Genomic DNA, 19,946 nt, shown 5'->3' on the forward strand with positions numbered 1-19,946 from the left:
AAAAGTTTCTTGACGCCTTAAAAATGACAAGTGGCTTAGAATATAACTTGTTAACACTTTGAAGCGAATAAAGACTGGTGTTAATAACTTAAAGTGTTTGTTTTTAGTTTTTTATGGTGATTAAATTCAAATAATTGAGGTTTGTTAACATATCTTTTCTAAATTTAACTTGAACATTAAAAATAAAGATATGTCAACACCTTATATCCCGTGTTTAGATTTAAACACCTACATTAACGGAACAGAGGAACAACGTAAAAAATTTTCTGACGAACTTGGCAAAGCTTTTAACGATTCGGGCTTTGTTACGATCACTAATCATGGTGTAAGTCAGGAGCTGATAGATAAACTCTATAAAAACATCAAAGAGTTATTCGCACTGCCAGTTGAAACCAAACGTAAATACGAGAAGCCTGAACTTGCAGGCCAACGTGGCTATACCAGTGCCGGTAAAGAAACTGCAAAAGGCGCAAAAACTGCCGATTTAAAAGAATTCTGGCAAATTGGTCAAACTGTTACCGACGGTGATCCGATTAAAAATGAATATCCAGATAATGAGGTAGTTGACGAAATTCCGGAATTTAATACGGTAACCAGAGAGATTTATCAAAAATTGGAGGAGAATGGAAAGCACTTGTTGCGTGCCATTGCTACTTACTTAGGCTTGCCTATCGATTACTTTGACCAACACGTACATAATGGAAATTCTATTTTAAGAGGTATCCATTATTTCCCCATTGAAGATCCTGATTCGATTGCCGCGGACGCAGTTCGTGCAGGTGCGCATGAGGATATTAACTTAATTACTTTATTGATTGGTGCCAGCGCCGATGGTTTGGAGGTATTAACCCGTAGTAACGAATGGTTGCCAATTAAAGCGCACCATACTGATATTGTGGTAAACGTAGGCGATATGTTGCAACGTTTAACCAATAACAAATTGCGTTCAACTACACATCGGGTAGTGAACCCGCCACGTGAATTGATGAAGACTTCTCGTTTTTCAGTGCCGTTTTTCTTACATCCACGCAGTAACATGGATTTAACCAGCTTGGAAAGCTGCATTGATGCTGCACATCCAAAAGTTTATAGCGATATGACTGCTGGTGAATACCTAGATGAACGCTTGCAAGAAATTGGTTTGAAGAAAATGTAATCAATATCTAATGCTAAATAAAAAAGGCGGCCATTTCTGGTCGCCTTTTTTATTTAGTTCCGCTTTTTCAAGCTATCTATTTTAATGGATTTAATGGAGTCGGTAGTTTTCGGTAGCAATTTCTGAATTTCATTAGATGCTGCAGCGGCTTGTTTTAATACTGTCTTTTCAGCAGGCTTTACTGGTGCTTTTACAGGATTAGTCGCTGTGCTTTTCCCTTTATTATTACTTGGCGGTACTTTTTTTGTTGGAGTACTTCCTGCTTTTGGCTTGGTTGTAGGTGTTCCTCTAATAATATCCGCCTTGCTGGTTGGCCTAAGTTCTGGTTTCCAAATAAAGCCTGTTAGCAGTGGCTCCTTTTCTAATTTATCCATAGGGTCTACTGCCCCTTCTACTTCTCTAACGGTTACAATATGAGTAAGTTCCTTGTTCAAAAACCTAAAACGTAAACGACTGCTCACCGTTTGGTTTACATTGTCGTAGTTACCTTTGTTGTCTTTGGAGTAATAAATACTTTCGGCATTGCCATCTACATACATGTTACGCATCTCGCCATCTACAAAAAAGCCGGTAATCACTTTTCCCTTTACTTGGTTGAACTTGGTCGAGTCGCCTTCTATGTTAACAATGAAGCCATTTTGTAGTACCTGAAAATTATGGATTTTATTGTTTTTAAAGAAAACATGGATGGTGTCGCCTGTTTGTTGGCTACCATCAGACCATAAAATTGGATTTTTATACCAGCGCAAAGATGAATCGGCAGCATTATAAAACAGGGAATCAGCCTTTGCCTGCATGTTTGACTTATATACTCTCACATTATGGTAAGCTTTAATAATCCTTGCCCTTACTGTGTCTGCTGGATTAATGGCGCTGTCTGCCATTAAAGGTTTCGCTACTTGGCCAGCCATTGCTTTAGTGGCATTTGCTGTATTGGCTTTTGTGGCAGCGGGTACGTTCTTAGCTTTGGTAGTAGCTGCCTTTTCTAAGGTGCTTTTTACTGAATCAGCTTTTGCCACAGGCATAATCTTCTTCAACTTGGCAAGGCTATCGGCGAGGAGGCTATCCTGTCGTAGTTTATTTTTATTGGCCAGCAAGCTATCAATAAGCGGTGGGTCTTTAACTTTTTGCTTTTTAGCCTCTTCTTCTAATTTCTTTCGTTCTTTTCTGCTTAGCTTTTTATCGTTTGTAGGCGTACTGCCTTTCTTTAAATCTTCGGATTGTTGTTGCAATAGCTTTTTGGCTTCCGCCTTTTCCTTGTCTTTTTCTGCCTTTTCCTTTTCGTCTTCTGCACCAATTTCATTGTCTTTTTTCACTACAGGTCGGCTCAGTAGCTTAAGGGTTTTAACCAATGCTCGCTGACTTTCTAAGGTATCTGCGGCTAACCAAAGTGTGTCGGGTCTTTTCTTATTGTTAATGGTAACACTATCTTTTGTCCCTAAACCTACGTAAGCTTTTTGAGTAGCAATAATGCGTTCTTCGTCTCTGTAGTATTCTCCCAATTGCCCGTACAAAACGGTTTGGTCTTTAGTGTCTCTAAAAACAATGTTTCTTACCGCTTTACCGTAACCTCGTTTACCATAATAATACAAACTGTCTCCTTTTAAAGAGCGGCTACCATTGGTATATAAGTTTTTTTTCCCGAAATAGGCATTTTCGCTTTTAGTATTGTAGGCGCCGTCTTCTGTATAAAGCTTATCTTCTTTATTTTTAATATTGGTTGGGCCGTAAAAATAAGTCCAATTTGTACCTGTATTGTAACGCAAGCTATCTGAATTAATGATTGTTTTTTCCGCAGTGACAATCAATACATCCTTTGTGAAATATACATCTCGGTAGTTGGAAAAATAAACTCCTCTTTTACTGGTAATGGTAGCATCTTTGTTGACCAGCTTGCCACCAGTAGTATACTTTCCAATTTTGGCCACCATGTCATAATCCAACACGTTAGAGGTAAGTGTATTCTCTCTATCGATTAGCTTAACATTTTTATCTAAATGAGCTTTTTTGGCGTTACCATCGTAATTCAAAAAATCTGAATAAATGTTCAGTGTGTCACCTTGGTTAATGTGTACGTTGCCGAAGGCTTCGAAAAAATTCCGACTTCCTCCATAAAGTACTGCACTATCACATTTTAAGATGGCACCATCATGGCTGAAAACAGGTTTCCGGAGATAACTAACATCGGCTTTGGTGATGCCAGAAGCACGTTCTGCTGTTTCCAGTTTGATTTGCGTACGAGCTTGGGCAAACAATAATAATGGACTAACCAATAAAAGAAATAAAAGGCGAAACTTTTGCACGATACAAATTTAAGGTTTTATTTTTCAGCTATACTTATGTGCTTCATGAATTTATAGATATTTTTGAGCAATGTTACCAGTACAGCAATTTATAGACCATGTTTTAAGGCATCAGCTTTTTGGGGCCTCAGACCACGTGCTGCTGGCCGTAAGTGGCGGCAAGGATTCTGTACTGATGACACAGCTATTTAAACAGGCTGGCTTTAGATTTAGTATGGCGCATTGCAACTTTAATTTGCGGGCCGATGAATCACAGCGTGATGAGCTGTTTGTGAAGCTATTGGCCGAAGAAATGCAGGTGCCTTTACATGTAGTGCACTTTGATACCAAAGGTTTTTCTGAGCAACATAAAATCTCAACCCAAATGGCAGCTAGGCAGCTGCGGTATGATTGGTTCGAGCAATTGAGGCAGGAACACAATTACGCGTTTATTGCTGTAGCCCACCATCAAAATGATGCTGTTGAAACCGTATTGCTGAATTTGGTTAGGGGTACAGGCATTAGCGGTATGCATGGTATTTTGCCAAAGCGTGGGCATTTGATTAGGCCATTACTCTTTTTATCAAGGCAGGAAATTGATCAATTGGTTGATGACCATCATTTGGCTTATGTAGAGGATAGCTCGAACTTAAGTAGTAAGTACGCTCGTAACAAGATACGTTTGGAAGTCATTCCGCACCTGCGGGAAATCAATCCTAAATTGGAAGAAACCTTTGCAGAAAATATTGCTCGCTTTGCTGAAACAGAGGAATTGCTACAGCAGGTAGTGATGCAAACCTGTAGTCGGTTGTTCAAAAAAGAGGGCGAAGTCATTTCAATAGCTATTAAAGATGTAACTGCCTTGAAGCCGCAGAAACTGCTTTTTTTCGAGTTGTTAAGACCTTTTCATTTCAGCTCTTCTGTGGTCGACGAAATTTTATCTTCTTTACATAAACAAAGCGGAACCTCGTTTTATAGTAGCATGCATCAGTTGATTATCGATAGGGAAAAGCTGTTGATATCTCCTTTAAATCAAACCTGCGATGAGGTTTTCTATTTGCATACAAAAGGAGAGGTTTCCATTGGCTTTGATCAGAGGATTAAATTGAGGTTTGCCGAAGAAAGTATCTTTAATGGAGATAAAAATGTTGCCCATGTAGATGCCAATTTGCTGGTTTTTCCCTTGGTGATTCGCTATAGGCAAGATGGAGACAAGTTTATACCCTTGGGGATGAAGTCTCAAAAAAAACTAAGCAATTTTTTGGTGGATGAAAAAGTGCCTCTGCCACAAAAAGCTAAAGTACCGTTGTTGATTAACGGTAATGGAGAAATGATATGGGTGGCCGGTTTGCGACAAGACGAAAGATATAAAGTACGCACAACAACAAAAAAAGTTGCTATATTCGAATTATTAAACTGATAAATGGACGGAAGGTATACCTTTATAGAAAAACAGTACATCGGTCGCGATTATATCCGTATCTCTATACGATTAATTATGGCTGCATTCTGTTTTGCAGTGTATGTTTACGAAAGGGATAGGGACAACACCGTTGACTTGTTCCTGGTTGTTGGTTTTGGTATTATTGGCGTGTCTATTATTCTGCTATTCATGGTGCAGTATAAAACGGTCATCGAAAACAAAAAGGTACGGATAGATGGTTTGTGGACTGCAAAGAAGGTTGAAATAGACCTCAATAAAATTGTCAACATCCGTAAGGCCACTTACAGCAGGTTTTTCTTCAACAATCCAGTTTATAATCTTCATAAAAACGGAACAGTCCGGTTTTTTTCATCTGGCAAGGATGCCATTGTACTTACCGATAGAGATGGTCTAGAATATTACATTGGTACCCAAAGACCCAATGAGATGTATCTTGTGTTGCAAAATGAGATGCGGTCGGAGTAAAAATGCCATATTTTTCTAACCATATTATTACCCAGAAATAACAATCTTTAAATAGGATATCAGCTACATTTGCCTTTGTGAATCTTGAACATAGAGATTGCGTTACAACCAACGGATGAAAATAGGAATAGTTTGTTACCCTACCTTTGGAGGTAGTGGAGTGGTAGCTACCGAGCTGGGCAAAGCCCTAGCTAATGAAGGACATCAGGTACATTTTATCACATATAGCCAGCCTGCGAGGCTCGACTTTTTTTCTGCCAATTTATTTTATCATGAAGTTTCTGTAAGGGATTATCCCTTATTTGATTATGCTCCTTATGAGTCTGCTTTGGCCAGTAAATTGGTAGATGTAGTACGTTTTGAGCAGTTGGATATTCTGCATGTGCATTACGCCATTCCACATGCTTCGGCAGCCTTTATGGCCAAGCAAATTTTGGCTACTTATGGAATTAATATTCCTTTTGTAACTACTTTGCACGGTACAGATATCACTTTGGTGGGTAAAGACGCTACTTACAAGCCGGTAGTTACTTTTTCGATCAATCAAAGTGATGGGGTGACTACGGTTTCCGAAGATTTAAAGGAAGATACCTATCGCCATTTTGACATTTCGAAAGACATTAGGGTAATTCCTAACTTTATCGATTTTAACCGCTTTAGCCTACAGCCCAAAGACCACTTCAAAAAAGCGATAGCTCCTAATAATGAGCGTATCCTTATCCATACTTCTAACTTTAGGAAAGTAAAGCGTACAGAGGACGTGATTAGGATGTTCCACAAAGTGCTGGAGAAAATCCCTGCTAAATTGTTGATGGTGGGCGATGGACCTGAGCGTTCGGCCAATGAGCAGTTATGCAGAGAACTTGATATTTGCGATAGCGTAAGGTTTTTGGGTAAACAAGATGCTGTAGAAGAAATTTTATCGGTGTCAGACTTGTTTATCATCCCTTCAGAGAATGAAAGCTTTGGTCTTGCGGCGTTGGAGGCTATGGCCTGTAAAGTGCCTGTCATTTCGTCTAACGCAGGAGGTTTGCCTGAACTTAATATCGATGATTTCTGCGGTTACCTATGTGAAGTGGGGGATGTGGAAGATATGGCAAACAAAGCGGTGACGATCTTGAGCAACCAAAAGACCTTAGATTATTTTAAGGAAAACGCACTTACTAGAGCAAAGGACTTTGATCTAAAGAAGATACTGCCACAATATGTTGCTTTTTATGAAGAGGTGATTGCGGGGAATAAATAGATGCCAATAAGGTAATAACCTCGGGTCGATTATTAAATTTGTCAAAACAAGTTCCTAAAACTGATGCTGAAATAAATTCAGCATGACGAATCGCCCATCTGACGCCACCCTGAATTTATTTCAGGGTCAGCAGAACAAAGTTGGTATTATTTCATTAAAAATCAACTGAATAATAATCGAACTCAGGTTAATAACAAAAGCTCCTACATGTTGAAGTGTAGGAGCTTTTGTTATGGTAATGATGCTATTGTTTAGTCTATTTGCCAAAAATTAAACAGACAGGGGATCCTACTGCAATTCGCTTTTTCGTATCGGTTAATTTTCCTATTTTAGCATTTCTTTGAAAAATGATGATATCATTAGAATACTGATGTCCTACCAATAAATAATTGCCGCTTGGGTCAATGCTGAAGTTACGAGGACCTTTACCCAAGGTACTTACTGTTTCAACATGTTTTATCTTACCATCTTTTTGTACGGCAAAAACGCTGATGTTATTGGCGTCACCACGGTTACTTTCATATAAAAATTTGCCATCTGCAGAAATATGGATGTCGGCGGCGTCAATTCTACCTTTAAAATCATTAGCAGCTGTAGCTACCTCTTCTATTAATTTGAAATTACCGTCTGCGTAACTGAAAACACTGATTTTACCATTGAATTCGTGTGCCAAATAAGCAAATTTCCCATTAGGGCTAAAAGCGATATGACGGGGGCCAGAACCTGGGTTAGTGCTTATACTATGTTTTAGGGTTAATGGTTTTTCGGCATTAGCCTGATAACTGTAAACATATATCTTATCTTCGCCCAAATCGGTCGAAATGATATACTTTCCGTCTGGAGAAAATAATGTTTGATGTACATGGGCGCTTGTTTGTCGCTTGTCGGGGCCGCTTCCGGTATGTTGCACCAGTTGTTTTACAGCGGTAAGTGAACCATCCGCCTTGATACCAAAAACGCTGATGCTGCCACCGCTATAATTTGCGGTAAATACATGCTTGCCATCACTAAGAACGAAACACGGGTCGGCACCTTTGGTTGCTTCTTTATTGATTAAAGTGCCTTCGTTGGTTTTGGGGTTAAACTTAAAAGCTGCCGCTGCACTGTTGGCGCCAACTTCCGACACGCTATAAATTGCATCGTTATTTTTGCTTAAAGCTACATAACTTGGATTGGCGATGTTTTTAATCACGCTCAACTGCTTCACATCCGCTGTTTTGCTATTAAAATCATATACATAAATTCCTTCGCTGGTGCCTTTGGTATAAGTGCCAACAATAAGTTTATGATTTTGCGCTAGTGCCAATAATGAGCCGTAGCAAAATAGTGTTAAAAGCGAAAGTTTCTTGAGCATGATTTTTGGTTTTTTTGAGAAAGATAGCAATAAATAAAAAATGCGCAAAGTTTAACTCTGCGCATTTCAAATCGTTTTATTTGATCAGGTGCTTGATCTGTATCAATTCGTGTTCTTCCAGATATCTCCATCTTCCACGTGGAAGGTCCTTTTTGGTCAAGTTGCCATAAACCACACGGTCAAGCTTCACTACATCATAGCCAAGGTGTTCGAAAATACGGCGTACAATTCTGTTCTTTCCGCTATGGATTTGTATACCCACTTCGTTTTTGCTTGCGCCGGCAACATAAGAAATGTTATCTGGTTTAATAAAGCCATCTTCCAGCTCTAAGCCAAATTGAATTTTGTTGAAATCGCCTTGGGTAAGATTTCTGTTTAACTCTACCTGATAGATTTTGGTAATACCGTTTCTAGGGTGCGATAACCTGTCGGCTAATTCACCATCATTGGTCATTAACAACAAACCTGTAGTATTCCTGTCTAAACGGCCAACTGGGTAAATACGCTCGCGGCTAGCTTTCTCAACCAAATGCATTACCGTTTTACGTTCTTGTGGGTCCTCGGTGGTGGTGATATAATCTTTAGGCTTGTTTAAAAGTACATATACTCTCTTTTCACGCTTAAGCAGTTCACCATTGTATCTTACTTCGTCTTTATAAGGGTCTACCTTAAAGCCCAGTTCGTTAATGACTTTGCCATTTACGCTAACTACACCAGCTTCAATCAGCTCATCGGCTTTACGACGAGAACAGATCCCGGCATTAGCAATGTAACGGTTCAAACGAATAAGGTCGTCTTCAGCTTTTGATTTCCTGCTTCTTAATGTTGGAGCAACACGTTCGCCTTTATCCTCTTTTTTATTTTTGAAACCGCTTTCTTCTCTTTTTCTGAAAGGGCGATTATCGCCATAACGGTTATCTTTTCTGTCACCAGTTTTTCTATCGCCAAACTTGGCAGCTGCACCATCTTTGGCGTAACTGTCTTTTTTTACATAGCTTCTTTTACCTTCTTTGTTGTCGAAGGATTTTTTGAAACCATCTTGATTGTCGAAATTATTTTTGGCAGGTCTGCCAGTTTTAGATTTGAAGTCCTTTTTGTCTTTATTATCGAAACGCGGTTTGTCGCTATTTTCGTTAAATCTTTTAGGTCTTTCTTCCGAAGCATTACTTCTTCTTGCTCCACTACGCTCAGTGCGTTCTCTTGGCTCGGTACGTTGGTTACGTTCAGTGCGCTCCCCACGTTCTCTATACTCTCCACGTTCTTTACGTTCTCCAGTACGCTTGCCAGCATTGGACTTGTCATCCCGACTTTTCCCTTTGTTACTATTTGTCATGATACGCTTTTAACCGCATAATTAATGCGGCTGCAAAGTTAGCAAATTTGTATGGATTAGCAATTGTAAAATGTAGTGTTTTTTGCTGAAAGTTGCTCTTAAAAAATCTAGCCTCACGGTGTTTTAAATGCCGATTTTTGCACTTGTTTTTGTAAGTGCTTGATAATTAAATAAATAAAATGTACCTTTGCGCACCAAGTATTAAGTGTTAACTAAAAAAGGAGGAAGATGTTAAAGAAACACCTCATTCCATGTACGGTAATTTTAGGATTACTGGTTATGGCCAAAGTGTTTGCTTATAAGCTACCAACCAAAGTAGAAAATCTTAAGAAAGATAACTATACCAATAGTGAAAAAAAGACCGAAGAGCCGGTATTTTCAATAGCTCAACTAGAGTTTGCCGAAGAAACATTGCCAATTGGCGATACTAAGGTAACTCACAAAATGAAGAGGACTTTGGCTTCATTTTCATATGAAAATTTGCAGACTACGCGTTTGCATAAAAAAGCAGCAGAATGGTTCCCTGTAATAGAACCAATTTTGGCGGCCTATGGCATACCTAATGATTTTAAGTATGTTCCTTTAGTGGAGTCGGGCTTAAGAGCAGGCGTTTCACCAAAAGGTGCGGCTGGTTTTTGGCAGTTTATGCCTGGTACCGCCCGTATGTATGGCCTAAAGGTAAATAGTAAGGTTGATGAGCGATATAATCTCAAAAAATCTACCATTGCAGCAGCCAAGTATATCAAAGAACTTTATGACGTTTTTGATAGTTGGACTTTGGTTGCCGCAGCTTACAATGTTGGTGACAATCACATGCGCCGACAAATTAACCGCCAGAAGCAGGATAATTATTTTAAGATGAAACTCAATCGCGAAACAGGTGCGTACGTGTACAAACTAATTTCAATGAAGGAAATCTTAGAAAATCCTAACCGAAACGGTTATAAAAACCAGAAAGCATTAATTGCTTTCAAGCAAACAGAAGAAACAAATGCTACTACGGTAGAATAGTGAGAATTGGTATAGCTTTTTTATAAGCATTTTAAAAGCGGTTTCCGAAATAAAGGAGGCCGCTTTTTTCGTTTATAGGTTTTTTGTCACAGATGCACAAATATGAAGATGTCCGTTTGGGTCAATAAATAATCTGTGCATTTAAATATCCACTATAATTTTAAAATGATGCCACTATCTGTCTGTATTTATTAAAAGTAAATATAGCCACATAGATACATAGCAAACTCTATCTGCATTGGTTTCAAATGGCAGAACCGTAAATAGTGACAAAAAATGATATTTTGAAACTAAAAGTATGAATGTGATACTTGGAAATATTGTTTAAACCAACTTGCATTATCGAGGCTAATAAAATAATCTGTGCATCTGTGGCTTATTTAATGGCATTTTCGCCTTTTTACTTTTAACTTTCTACTTTTGGAATATGTCTCTACAACATTTAAAGGTCGCGGCGGTACGTCAGGAAGTAAATGAGGTCATCAGTATCATATTTGAGCCTGTTGAAGGTTTGATCTATAAGGCTGGGCAGTTTCTTACTTTGTCATTTACCCTTAACGGAAAGGAATTGAGACGTTCCTATTCTTTTTATAGCTCGCCTGTGGTAGACGAACCTTTGGCCATCGCGGTAAAGCTGGTAGAAAATGGCGAAATTTCACGCTTCTTGCATCATCAAATCGCTGCAGGCGATATCGTGGAAGTAACCGAGCCTAATGGGCTGTTCTTTTATGAGCCAGAAGTTGACCAGCAAAGAACAGTGTTCCTGTTTGCAGCGGGAGTAGGAATTACCCCTTTGTTTTCTATTCTAAAGACGGCTTTGGTTGCCGAAAAGCAATCCAAAATTGTATTGATTTACAGTAGCCGCTCCGCAGCAGATACTTTATTTATTGACGAACTGAAAGCTTGGCAACAGATTTATCCTGATCGGTTGGAGCTGATCTTTTTGTTCAGTAACTCTAAAAATCTATTAAGAGCTCGCTTAAATGGCTTTTTGGTACAGGAATTAGTAAGAACGCATTTGGCTTTTGCCAAAGAAGATGCCTTGTTTTACACCTGCGGTCCAGTAGATTATATGGATGTTTGTCGTATTTCTATTCTAGGAATTGGCTACAAGCCACATCAGGTTAAACGGGAAACTTTTGTGTTGCCGGAAGATGAGGTAGATGAGGATGATACGACAGAAAAAGTCATCGATAAAAATACCTATTCCATTAATTTGATCTTTCAGGGAGAAACCCATCATTTGGAGGTTCCTTGGCCTAAAAGGATTTTAGATGTAGCCCTGGAACACAAGATAAAAATTCCTTATAGTTGTAGTGGCGGTGTTTGCAGTACTTGTGCGGCTACCTGCATTTCGGGTGGTGTAAGAATGGATTATAACGAGGTGCTTACTGATGATGAAATAGCCAAAGGCAGGGTGTTGGTTTGCACGGGACATCCCACGGAGAACGATACGACGATTACTTGGACCTAACATTTTTGTCATTCCGACGATAGGAGGAATCTAGCGTCATGCCCTCTTATTTAGAACCTCCCTCTTAATATCTTCCGAAGTATCGGAACGGGCTCTCCAAAGGGAGAAAAGGGCATTGCTCAAAGGGAATTTGTGCTATGGTTACATCTGCATGAAGCCATTATTGTATTGGTAATTTCTGCATATCCCCCTCTTTGAGTGTCTATCCCGATGCTTCGGGAGGGTAGGGGGAGGAAATGAATACGAAGTACTGTCCTGCAATAAAAAGAAGATTTACTTCGTAGCTGCTATGCGGTCTTCGTTACACTCAGAATGACAAAAGGAATTTTACTTCAATTCCCTATATGAAACTTTAAAATTTGTTTAGGGTAATGTCAAATCGATGGCCTACTGAATCTTTTTTGTTTTTGTATGAGGTTAAATTTCCGATATAAATCCCATTTGGAGAATCGAATAATTTAATCACTGCAAATTCATCATACTTTTCATTACTTGTGGGTTTGGTATTTCGAAAAAATAAAGTATCTCCTTTCCTATAATACTCTCCTTCAATTTCATTTATGCCAAAACAAATGCTTCTGTCAATAAATTTATTATTTGCTTTAAATTTTAAAACAGATCGACAATTTGCGGCACCTTCATAATCTGCAATTAGTAAGTCTTCTCCCTTTAATTTGTCAAAGTTGATGAAGCCATGTGGATTAAAGAAGGTTAAGACTAAAATTCCAGCTAATGTTATTGTAATAATTAAACGCTGTTTATCTGTAAACTTCTCCTTGATCAGTAGAAATAGCTGGCTAATCAATAATACCGCTAATAAAGGATAACAGAAAAAAAGAACCGTATATAAAGGAAAAGCTAGTAAACCCAATTTTCCTTCCCAATAACCTAAAGTATTGATGATTAAGAAGAAAATGGTCATGAAGATAATTAGTGCTTTACGCTTCATATGCACTAAAAACTACTTCACATTCCTCGTTTGCGGAGGCAAGGGCACAAATTCAGTTTCACCTGGTACAGGAGCAAATTCCTGCTTTAGCCACATCTCTTTTGCTTCTTCAATCCGTTCCCGGCTACTGGCTACAAAATTCCAGTAAATAAAACGTTCTTCTGGGAAAGGCTCCCCGCCGAAAATATAAACCGTGCTATTAGGTTCCAAAGTAAATTCACAAAGTTTGCTGTCTTTGGCTACCAAGAAGTTCTTTGGCCCAAAAGTATTGCCTTCACTGCTTACACCACCTTCTAAAATATACAGACCGCTTTCACCAAATAGCTGGTTTCCTATGCTTAAAGTCTTTTCTTCCTTGTTCTTGATTTCTATAAAGTAAAGCGGACTGTAAACAGGAATTGGCGATTTTTTACCGAAAGCTTCCCCTGCAATCAACTTAAAATCTACACCATCTTCTTGCCAAGTAGGAATGTCATTGCCATCGGCATGAAAAAACTCTGGGTCCATTTGTTCTAGGTGTTTTGGCAATGCCACCCAAATTTGTAAACCATGTAAAAACTTATCGCTATGTCTTAACCTTTCGGGAGTACGCTCGGAGTGGGCGATGCCCTTCCCTGCTGTCATCCAATTCACTTGCCCTGGATTAATCTCTACTGCGGTACCTAAACCATCGCGGTGCATAATGGCACCTTCAAACAAATAGGTCAACGTCGATAAACCAATGTGCGGATGAGGGGGGATGTCGATGTTCTGATGATCGTTCATGGCAGCGGGACCCATGTGGTCAATAAAACAAAAAGGACCTACCAATCGCTTCTCTCTAAAGGGCAATAATCTGCCTACCAAAAAATTACCAATATCGCTTGGTCTCTCTTCAATGATCAGTTGTATGTTCGACATGTTTTTGGGTTTTACTGTTTAAACAAATATACTTAAAAGGCCTCTAAAAAGTCGATTTTCTTCTTTAATCTCTTCCTTAAAAACCTTTAAGTAATTTAGCGGTTTAAATTCCAACATGAAGCAGGCATTTTCTCTTTTTGATTTTAAGCAGCCGATCAATTATAAGAATGAGATTTTGGCCGGCTTAACCGTTGCAATGACCATGATTCCCGAGTCGTTGTCGTTTGCGATACTGGCTGGTTTTCCTCCACTCACAGGTTTGTACGCTGCTTTTATCATGGGCTTGGTCACAGCGATACTTGGAGGTAGACCTGGACTCGTTTCGGGCGGAGCTGGTGCAACGGTAATTACCCTCATTGCTTTAATGAAATTGCACGGATTGGAGTATGTGTTTGCCGCCGTAGTGGTAGCAGGTATCATTCAAATTACGGTGGGTGTTTTTAAGTTGGGCAAGTTTGTGAGGTTGGTACCCCAATCGGTAATGTATGGTTTTGTGAATGGCTTGGCCATTGTGATTTTCATGTCGCAGCTGGACCAATTTAAGGTGAGGGAAACTGGTGAATGGCTGAGCGGTTCGGCATTATATACCATGTTGGGCTTGGTGGCTTTAACTATTGCCATTGTGTGGCTTTGGCCCAAAATTACCAAGGCGGTTCCCGCTTCGTTAGTGGCTATTTTGGCAGTTTTTGGTGTGGTGCTAATTGGTGGTGTTCAAACCAAAACGGTGAGTGATATTGCTTCGGTAGCAGGTGGTTTGCCACCTTTTCATATTCCACAAGTGCCTTTTAACTTCGAAACCTTGCAAATTGTGTTTCCCTTTGGCTTAATTATGGCCATGGTAGGTTTAACCGAAGGTTTGCTCACCTTGAATTTGGTAGATGAGATTGTGGGTAATAAAGGCAATGGGAATAGGGAATGTGTAGCGCAGGGAAGTGCTAATATCCTAAATGGTTTCTTTTTCGGGATGGGTGGTTGCCCCATGATTGCTCAAACCTTGGTCAATTTATCTGCTGGGGCTAGGGCAAGGCTGTCGGCTATTATTGCGGCCTTTACCATTTTGCTCATTATATTGGTGGGGGCTCCTGTTATCGGGAAATTACCTATGGCAGCTTTGGTAGGTGTAATGATGATGGTGGCCATTGGCACTTTTGAATGGGGTAGTTTAAGGGTGATTAACAAAATGCCAAAATCTGATATTTTTATTGGAGTGGTCGTGGCCGCAGTAACAGTGTTGATGCATAATTTGGCACTTGCTGTTTTAATAGGAGTCATTTTATCGGCATTGGTTTTTGCTTGGGAAAGTGCTAGACGGATTAGAGCCAAAAAGCACATTGATGAGGACGGGGTGAAGCACTACGAGATTTATGGGCCTTTATTCTTTGGTTCTACCGCGGCTTTTTTAGAAAAATTTGATGTTCAGGACGATCCTGAAATGGTGGTGATAGATTTTAAGGACAGTAGAATTAGTGATATGAGTGCCATTGATGCCGTCCATAAAATTACCGAGCGTTACCGTAAACTGAATAAGAAAGTTACGCTAAGGCATTTGAGTGCCGATAGCAGATTGTTGTTAAGAAATGCTGGAAATATCATCGAAGTAAATATTGACGACCCAACGTATAAAGTGGCGGATAAGTAAATTAGTTAATTAGCAGATTTGTTAATGAGATAATTGGTCGACGAAAAAATGCTCTTTCAGTGAGGAACGATACGTTGTAAGGATCACGATATGGAATGCTCGGTAGTGCTTGAACAAAAATCAGAAGGATTTCGATAGTTATAGTACAAACGTTCCAAAAGCATACGACTCCTAAGGAGTCGCATCATCTTTAGTAAGTTTTTTATAGGTATTTGACCTCTTCGAGGTCTTGAGAATATAGGATAAAATCTAAAAGTCCCCCTAGTTAATGTTGTTCGGGATTACGCTGCTATTAACATTGGCTTATCATCATATTTGCACATTAGCTAATTTATTGATGAGATAATTGGCCAATAAAAAACGCCATTTCAGTTAGCTGAAATGACGTTCTATACATTTGAATTAGCTAATTAAACCATCAGCTGATCATCACATTCAATTAAGCCTGTACTTGTTGCAATCCAGGGATTTCAACCATTTCATTAGCTTCAGCTTGGTAGTCTACACCTTCCACATCAAACCCAAAAAGATTTAAGAAATCGTGTTTGTAACCCGCTAAATCGCCAGTTGCTGGTAAAGTTTCTGTATCGGCAGTTTTCCAAAGTTCAGCTACTTTAGCTTGTACATCTTCACGCATTTCCCAATCATCAATTCTGATACGACCTTTTTCGTCCACAGGAACATCTCCGCCAGTATAAAGTCTTTCATTAAATAAACGTTGGATCTGCTCAATACAACCTTCATGAATACCCATTTCTTTCATCGTTTTGTACAAGAAAGAAATGTATAGTGGAATTACAGGGATAGCTGAACTTGCTTGGGTTACTAATGCTTTATTTACCGAAACGTAGGCTTTACCGTTAAGGTCAGCCAATTTATCGCTAATGGTAAATGCCGTTGCTTCCAAATGGTCTTTAGCACGGCCAATGGTACCTTTGCGGTAAACCGCTTCGGTAACTTTTGGACCGATGTATGAATAAGCCACTGTAGTTGCACCCTCGGCCAAAGCTCCAGCTGCTTTTAGGTCATCTATCCACATTTCCCAATCTTCACCACCCATTACGGCAATGGTATTTTCAATTTCTTCTTCGTTTGCAGGCTCAATGCTCACTTGTGATACAATGCCGGTATGGAAATCAACCGTTTTGTCGCTAAAAGTACCGCCAATAGGTTTTAAGGTCGAACGGTGAGTTACGCCAGTTTTTGGTTTGGTTCTTACTGGAGAAGCCAAGCTATAGATAATTAAATCTACTTGTCCCCAATCCGCTTTGATCAAATCAATAACTTGTTGTTTTACTTCATTAGAGAAGGCATCGCCGTTAACACTTTTGGCATATAAGCCATCTGCAATGGCTTGTTTTTCAAATGCTGCAGTATTGTACCATCCAGGAGAAGCAGTTTTGCCCTCTTTAGGTTCTTTTTCGAAATAAACGCCGATGGTAGAAGCTCCAGAGCCGTAAGCCGCAGTTATTCTAGAGGCTAAGCCAAAGCCAGTTGAAGCACCAATTACCAATACACGCTTAGGGCCATTGATAGCTCCTTTAGATTTTACGTATTCAATTTGGTTTTTAACGTTTTGTGCAGCGCCATCTGGATGGGCCGTTAAACAAATAAAACCACGCATTCTAGGTTCAATAATCATAATCTTGTTATTATAATGCCAATTGCTGGCAATCCTTCGTCAAAGCTACCTATTTTTTTGTGCTCTGCAAATTTAGAAAGTAGCCGTCGCTTGATTGTCCTTATCGCTCGATATTTTTTGGAAAAGCGAAACCTGTAGCTCTTGGCCAATGTAGCCCTTTGCTCCGTTCAAATGGCTTCATTACGCTACGCACCATTTTGCCATAACCACTTCGCCAAGGTTTATTTTACAATGGTTGTGGTAATCGTTGATATCCTTTATCTCCTAACGCCTCAATTTTTAAATCCTTAATTTTTAAATATTTACTATATTTGCCGAAATATTAAAATCATGCTACGTCTAATACATATCCAAAATCAATGCGCTAGCCAGTCTATTTGGCCAGGTAGCTTGGATATTGACTTTAGTTTTATCTCGGGCTACTAGCATTTCTTTTCTAAAAACGCATTTCAATTATTATCACAATTAAAAATTATCTGGTGGAAACATCAGGACACAATATTATATATGGACATTTTATACACTGTAGAAGAAAAATATCTACAGGCAATGGATGAGCTTAATTACGGCGAAACCCCAAAGGCAATGCACTTGCTTAAAGAGTTGATCGTTACTGATGATACTTATGCCAGAGCATATTATGGCTTAGGAATTATTTATCATTATTATATTAAGGATTATAAAGCCGCGGGTTATTACTATCAAACAGGAATGGACTTGGATGAAACTATTCCAGATCTGTATGAAGATTACCTCAAATTATTGGTTACGCTCCAATTACATAAAAAAATAGAACAGGTAACCACCAAGGCACTTGAAGTACCAGGAGTTAACCTTGCCAGGATTTACGAAATGATTGGCGTTTACGAAGAGCAACGTCAAAATTTTGCCCTGGCAAAGCAGCATTACCAAAAGGCGGCTTCAATTACAGTGGTGGATAATGAGCACGACTTGCTACAAGGACATCTCAAAAGAGTGTTGGGCAAGTTAAAAGCAAAGCAACAAATGGTTTACGCATATGAAGGGAGTTAATTTTAACTCCCTTTTGCATTTGATTGTATTTGCTACTGTGTATTGTTCTTGTTACTTTTGGTCATAACTATTTCATCATGACGCCAATATCCCTTATTAAGAAACAGCTAGTTATATGCCTGTTCTTTTTATTGGGATTTTTTCAAGCCTTTAGCCAAAATAAAAATGGCGATACTCTTTTAAACAATGAAGGTTTGAAGAAACTGGCTGCACTTAGCAATTGGTATTATCGTAACGTTAGGCAATATGACAGTGTAAAAGCTTTCAAAGCCTTTGAAGACTTGCAGCAACGAGCCACAAAAGCAGATGATAAAGTTTGTTTGGCGGCAGTTGTTTTTTATCGAGGGCAATATCAGGCCATTAAAATTAACCAGGATAGCTTGGGTGTTAACAGCATGAAGCGGGGGATTAAAATGGCGGAGCTTAATCGGCAAACACTGCAGGCAGCCGAGTTTTCCCATCATTTGGGCTATTATTATTTCATTAAAGGAAAGTATAGTACTGCACTTTCCTATATGCTCAAGGCTAATTATGTATTTCAGCATATCGGTTATGGGCAAATAGAAGAACCTGGCTATTTGTTGTACCGTCTGGCCTTTGTATATTATCATTTGCGTAATTATCATGAGGCCTTAAAACATTTGCAAACTGCTTTAAAATATCCGAAAAACAGACCTGTGGTAGATATATATATCCTTAATACCCTTGGGTTGAGCTATCGGGAGTTGTATCAGCCTGATAGTGCCAAACATTATTTTTTACTGGCCAAAGCCAAGGCTGTAGCCACCCGAGATACCGCTTGGATGGGTATTATTTCTGGAAATATAGGCAACCTTCACCTTAAAGCGCACGATTATTCAGGTGCTCTTCCTTTTTTTGAACATTATTATAAGTACAGTTTAATTTCCAAAGATAAAACCTGTATTGCCGAAGCACTGATGGGGCTGGCAGACATTGCTGTTTTTTATAAACGTTATGATGAGGCATTAAAACGGTTGAAGGATGCTGATGACACCTATCATACCAAACCAGGAAATATACAGGTAGAAGATTATATCAAATTGGGCTATTTATATAATATCTTTTCCCGAGCGTGGGAAGGGAAGGGAAATGCCCAGCAATCTCTGTACTATCGTAAGTTGGCCGATGGAGTGCGTGATAGTATTGACCGTAGGGTGCAACTGTCCAATAATGTTGCTATTCAGCAGTTATTGGAAGCCGAACAACACAGCAGTGAAATAAAGCTGCTTGAGAAAGAAAAGCACACCGCTTTGTTGAAACAATACTTTTTGGTTGCCGCTACCATTTTATTGGTCATTATCTTTTTGCTGGTCTACAATAGGCAGTCGCTGAAACGAAAAAAGGACAAAGCTTTTCTTGAAAAGAAAGAAGTGATTTTGCAAGCAGAAAAGGAAAAAATAGAGGCCGAGCTGAAACATGCCACGGAGATGTTAAATAGTTATGTAGAAAACCTGCAACAAAAAACAGCCCTGTTGGATCAGGTGCAGACAGAAATGCAGCTGCTGCAGCAAAGTGTGGTCGATCCAGATGAGGAACTTCTGTTTTTACAAAGGCTTAACGATTCTACTATTTTAACTGAAGAGCAATGGCATGAGTTTAGAGAGCTATTTGAAAAGGTACATGCGGGCTTTTTTATTAAACTGAAGACAACCTATCCAAATTTAACCCCTGCTGAAACCAGACTGTGTGCGCTGACTAAATTACAATTAGGAACTAAAGAAATCGCTGCAATTTTAGGTGTAAATGCAGATACCATTAAAAAAACTAGACAGCGATTGCGTAAAAAAATAGATATTACTGAAGACATTGCCTTGGAAACTGTGGTCAATACCTTGTGACATGGACTCTTAAACTTGCTAATTACCCCGCTTTTGATCTCCTCCAAAGGGAGATATAAGTTACTGCTACTATTTTCCTTTCTGCAATTTGATTAATACTACTAATATTTGAATGTGCTTTCACTCGCTAATATCCCCCTCTTCGAGGGGGTAGGGGGAG

The 19,946-nt window shown here is 39.2% G+C and carries 15 protein-coding genes; 9 read left to right on the plus strand and 6 right to left on the minus strand.

The annotated features are described in order from the left end of the window. Positions 1-190 precede the first annotated feature (190 nt). Positions 191-1,156, plus strand: coding sequence for a 2-oxoglutarate and iron-dependent oxygenase domain-containing protein (locus ABDV71_RS04725; RefSeq protein WP_343531272.1), 966 nt, complete (start codon positions 191-193; stop codon positions 1,154-1,156). Between the two features lie 53 nt (positions 1,157-1,209). Here ABDV71_RS04725 and ABDV71_RS04730 read toward each other — a convergent pair whose 3' ends face one another. Continuing rightward, positions 1,210-3,459 (minus strand): OstA-like protein, encoded by a 2,250-nt coding sequence (locus ABDV71_RS04730; protein WP_343531273.1) that lies wholly within the window; start codon positions 3,457-3,459, stop codon positions 1,210-1,212. Positions 3,460-3,529: 70 nt separating this feature from the next. On the opposite strand from ABDV71_RS04730, the gene tilS reads away from it, so the two are divergent. The 3 genes from tilS (at position 3,530) to bshA (ending at position 6,593) form a co-directional block, all read left to right on the plus strand. Next, positions 3,530-4,858 (plus strand): tRNA lysidine(34) synthetase TilS, encoded by a 1,329-nt coding sequence (gene tilS, locus ABDV71_RS04735; protein WP_343531274.1) that lies wholly within the window; start codon positions 3,530-3,532, stop codon positions 4,856-4,858. Positions 4,859-4,861: 3 nt separating this feature from the next. Continuing rightward, positions 4,862-5,347, plus strand: coding sequence for a hypothetical protein (locus ABDV71_RS04740; protein WP_343531275.1), 486 nt, complete (start codon positions 4,862-4,864; stop codon positions 5,345-5,347). 115 nt (positions 5,348-5,462) lie between these two features. Next, on the plus strand, positions 5,463-6,593 hold the full coding sequence (bshA, locus tag ABDV71_RS04745) for an N-acetyl-alpha-D-glucosaminyl L-malate synthase BshA (RefSeq protein WP_343531276.1): 1,131 nt from the start codon (positions 5,463-5,465) through the stop codon (positions 6,591-6,593). A 256-nt stretch (positions 6,594-6,849) separates the two neighbouring features. Here bshA and ABDV71_RS04750 read toward each other — a convergent pair whose 3' ends face one another. Continuing rightward, the gene (locus ABDV71_RS04750) at positions 6,850-7,947 is read right to left on the minus strand and encodes a lactonase family protein (RefSeq protein WP_343531277.1); all 1,098 of its coding nucleotides are present in this window, start codon (positions 7,945-7,947) and stop codon (positions 6,850-6,852) included. Positions 7,948-8,023: 76 nt separating this feature from the next. Beyond that, positions 8,024-9,280 (minus strand): pseudouridine synthase, encoded by a 1,257-nt coding sequence (locus ABDV71_RS04755; protein WP_343531278.1) that lies wholly within the window; start codon positions 9,278-9,280, stop codon positions 8,024-8,026. A 228-nt stretch (positions 9,281-9,508) separates the two neighbouring features. Here ABDV71_RS04755 and ABDV71_RS04760 point away from each other — a divergent pair, with 228 nt between their 5' ends. Together ABDV71_RS04760 and ABDV71_RS04765 are read left to right on the plus strand one after the other, a co-directional pair. Next, positions 9,509-10,291: a lytic transglycosylase domain-containing protein gene (locus tag ABDV71_RS04760; protein WP_343531279.1), complete on the plus strand. Its 783-nt coding sequence runs from the start codon at positions 9,509-9,511 to the stop codon at positions 10,289-10,291. A gap of 427 nt (positions 10,292-10,718) precedes the next feature. Then, on the plus strand, positions 10,719-11,765 hold the full coding sequence (locus ABDV71_RS04765; protein ID WP_343531280.1) for a ferredoxin--NADP reductase: 1,047 nt from the start codon (positions 10,719-10,721) through the stop codon (positions 11,763-11,765). A gap of 352 nt (positions 11,766-12,117) precedes the next feature. On the opposite strand, the gene ABDV71_RS04770 is transcribed toward ABDV71_RS04765, so the two are convergent. Both ABDV71_RS04770 and ABDV71_RS04775 read right to left on the minus strand, forming a co-directional pair. Then, positions 12,118-12,687, minus strand: coding sequence for a hypothetical protein (locus ABDV71_RS04770; RefSeq protein WP_343531281.1), 570 nt, complete (start codon positions 12,685-12,687; stop codon positions 12,118-12,120). A 39-nt stretch (positions 12,688-12,726) separates the two neighbouring features. Then, positions 12,727-13,614 (minus strand): pirin family protein, encoded by an 888-nt coding sequence (locus tag ABDV71_RS04775; RefSeq protein ID WP_343531282.1) that lies wholly within the window; start codon positions 13,612-13,614, stop codon positions 12,727-12,729. Positions 13,615-13,729: 115 nt separating this feature from the next. Here ABDV71_RS04775 and ABDV71_RS04780 point away from each other — a divergent pair, with 115 nt between their 5' ends. Next, positions 13,730-15,253: a SulP family inorganic anion transporter gene (locus tag ABDV71_RS04780; RefSeq protein WP_343531283.1), complete on the plus strand. Its 1,524-nt coding sequence runs from the start codon at positions 13,730-13,732 to the stop codon at positions 15,251-15,253. A gap of 439 nt (positions 15,254-15,692) precedes the next feature. Here the strand turns inward: ABDV71_RS04780 and fabV are convergent, their stop codons facing one another. Continuing rightward, complete coding sequence (gene fabV, locus ABDV71_RS04785) at positions 15,693-16,895, minus strand: enoyl-ACP reductase FabV (protein WP_343531284.1); 1,203 nt, start codon at positions 16,893-16,895, stop codon at positions 15,693-15,695. A 507-nt stretch (positions 16,896-17,402) separates the two neighbouring features. Here fabV and ABDV71_RS04790 point away from each other — a divergent pair. Further along, on the plus strand, positions 17,403-17,927 hold the full coding sequence (locus ABDV71_RS04790; protein WP_343531285.1) for a hypothetical protein: 525 nt from the start codon (positions 17,403-17,405) through the stop codon (positions 17,925-17,927). A gap of 77 nt (positions 17,928-18,004) precedes the next feature. Next, on the plus strand, positions 18,005-19,786 hold the full coding sequence (locus ABDV71_RS04795; protein ID WP_343531286.1) for a hypothetical protein: 1,782 nt from the start codon (positions 18,005-18,007) through the stop codon (positions 19,784-19,786). Positions 19,787-19,946: the final 160 nt, after the last annotated feature.

It is taken from the genome of Pedobacter sp., from assembly GCF_039594775.1.
Classification (GTDB): Bacteria; Bacteroidota; Bacteroidia; order Sphingobacteriales; family Sphingobacteriaceae; genus Pedobacter.

Excerpts from the sequence above, each read along its gene's own strand:
- ABDV71_RS04770 (WP_343531281.1), bottom strand. The coding sequence starts at position 12,687 with ATGACCATTTTCTTCTTAATCATCAATACTTTAGGTTATTGGGAAGGA.
- ABDV71_RS04760 (WP_343531279.1), top strand. The coding sequence starts at position 9,509 with ATGTTAAAGAAACACCTCATTCCATGTACGGTAATTTTAGGATTACTG.
- ABDV71_RS04740 (WP_343531275.1), top strand. The coding sequence starts at position 4,862 with ATGGACGGAAGGTATACCTTTATAGAAAAACAGTACATCGGTCGCGAT.
- tilS (WP_343531274.1), top strand. The coding sequence starts at position 3,530 with ATGTTACCAGTACAGCAATTTATAGACCATGTTTTAAGGCATCAGCTT.
- ABDV71_RS04780 (WP_343531283.1), top strand. The coding sequence starts at position 13,730 with ATGAAGCAGGCATTTTCTCTTTTTGATTTTAAGCAGCCGATCAATTAT.
- ABDV71_RS04725 (WP_343531272.1), top strand. The coding sequence starts at position 191 with ATGTCAACACCTTATATCCCGTGTTTAGATTTAAACACCTACATTAAC.
- ABDV71_RS04790 (WP_343531285.1), top strand. The coding sequence starts at position 17,403 with ATGGACATTTTATACACTGTAGAAGAAAAATATCTACAGGCAATGGAT.
- ABDV71_RS04765 (WP_343531280.1), top strand. The coding sequence starts at position 10,719 with ATGTCTCTACAACATTTAAAGGTCGCGGCGGTACGTCAGGAAGTAAAT.
- ABDV71_RS04750 (WP_343531277.1), bottom strand. The coding sequence starts at position 7,947 with ATGCTCAAGAAACTTTCGCTTTTAACACTATTTTGCTACGGCTCATTA.
- ABDV71_RS04775 (WP_343531282.1), bottom strand. The coding sequence starts at position 13,614 with ATGTCGAACATACAACTGATCATTGAAGAGAGACCAAGCGATATTGGT.
- ABDV71_RS04795 (WP_343531286.1), top strand. The coding sequence starts at position 18,005 with ATGACGCCAATATCCCTTATTAAGAAACAGCTAGTTATATGCCTGTTC.
- fabV (WP_343531284.1), bottom strand. The coding sequence starts at position 16,895 with ATGATTATTGAACCTAGAATGCGTGGTTTTATTTGTTTAACGGCCCAT.
- bshA (WP_343531276.1), top strand. The coding sequence starts at position 5,463 with ATGAAAATAGGAATAGTTTGTTACCCTACCTTTGGAGGTAGTGGAGTG.
- ABDV71_RS04755 (WP_343531278.1), bottom strand. The coding sequence starts at position 9,280 with ATGACAAATAGTAACAAAGGGAAAAGTCGGGATGACAAGTCCAATGCT.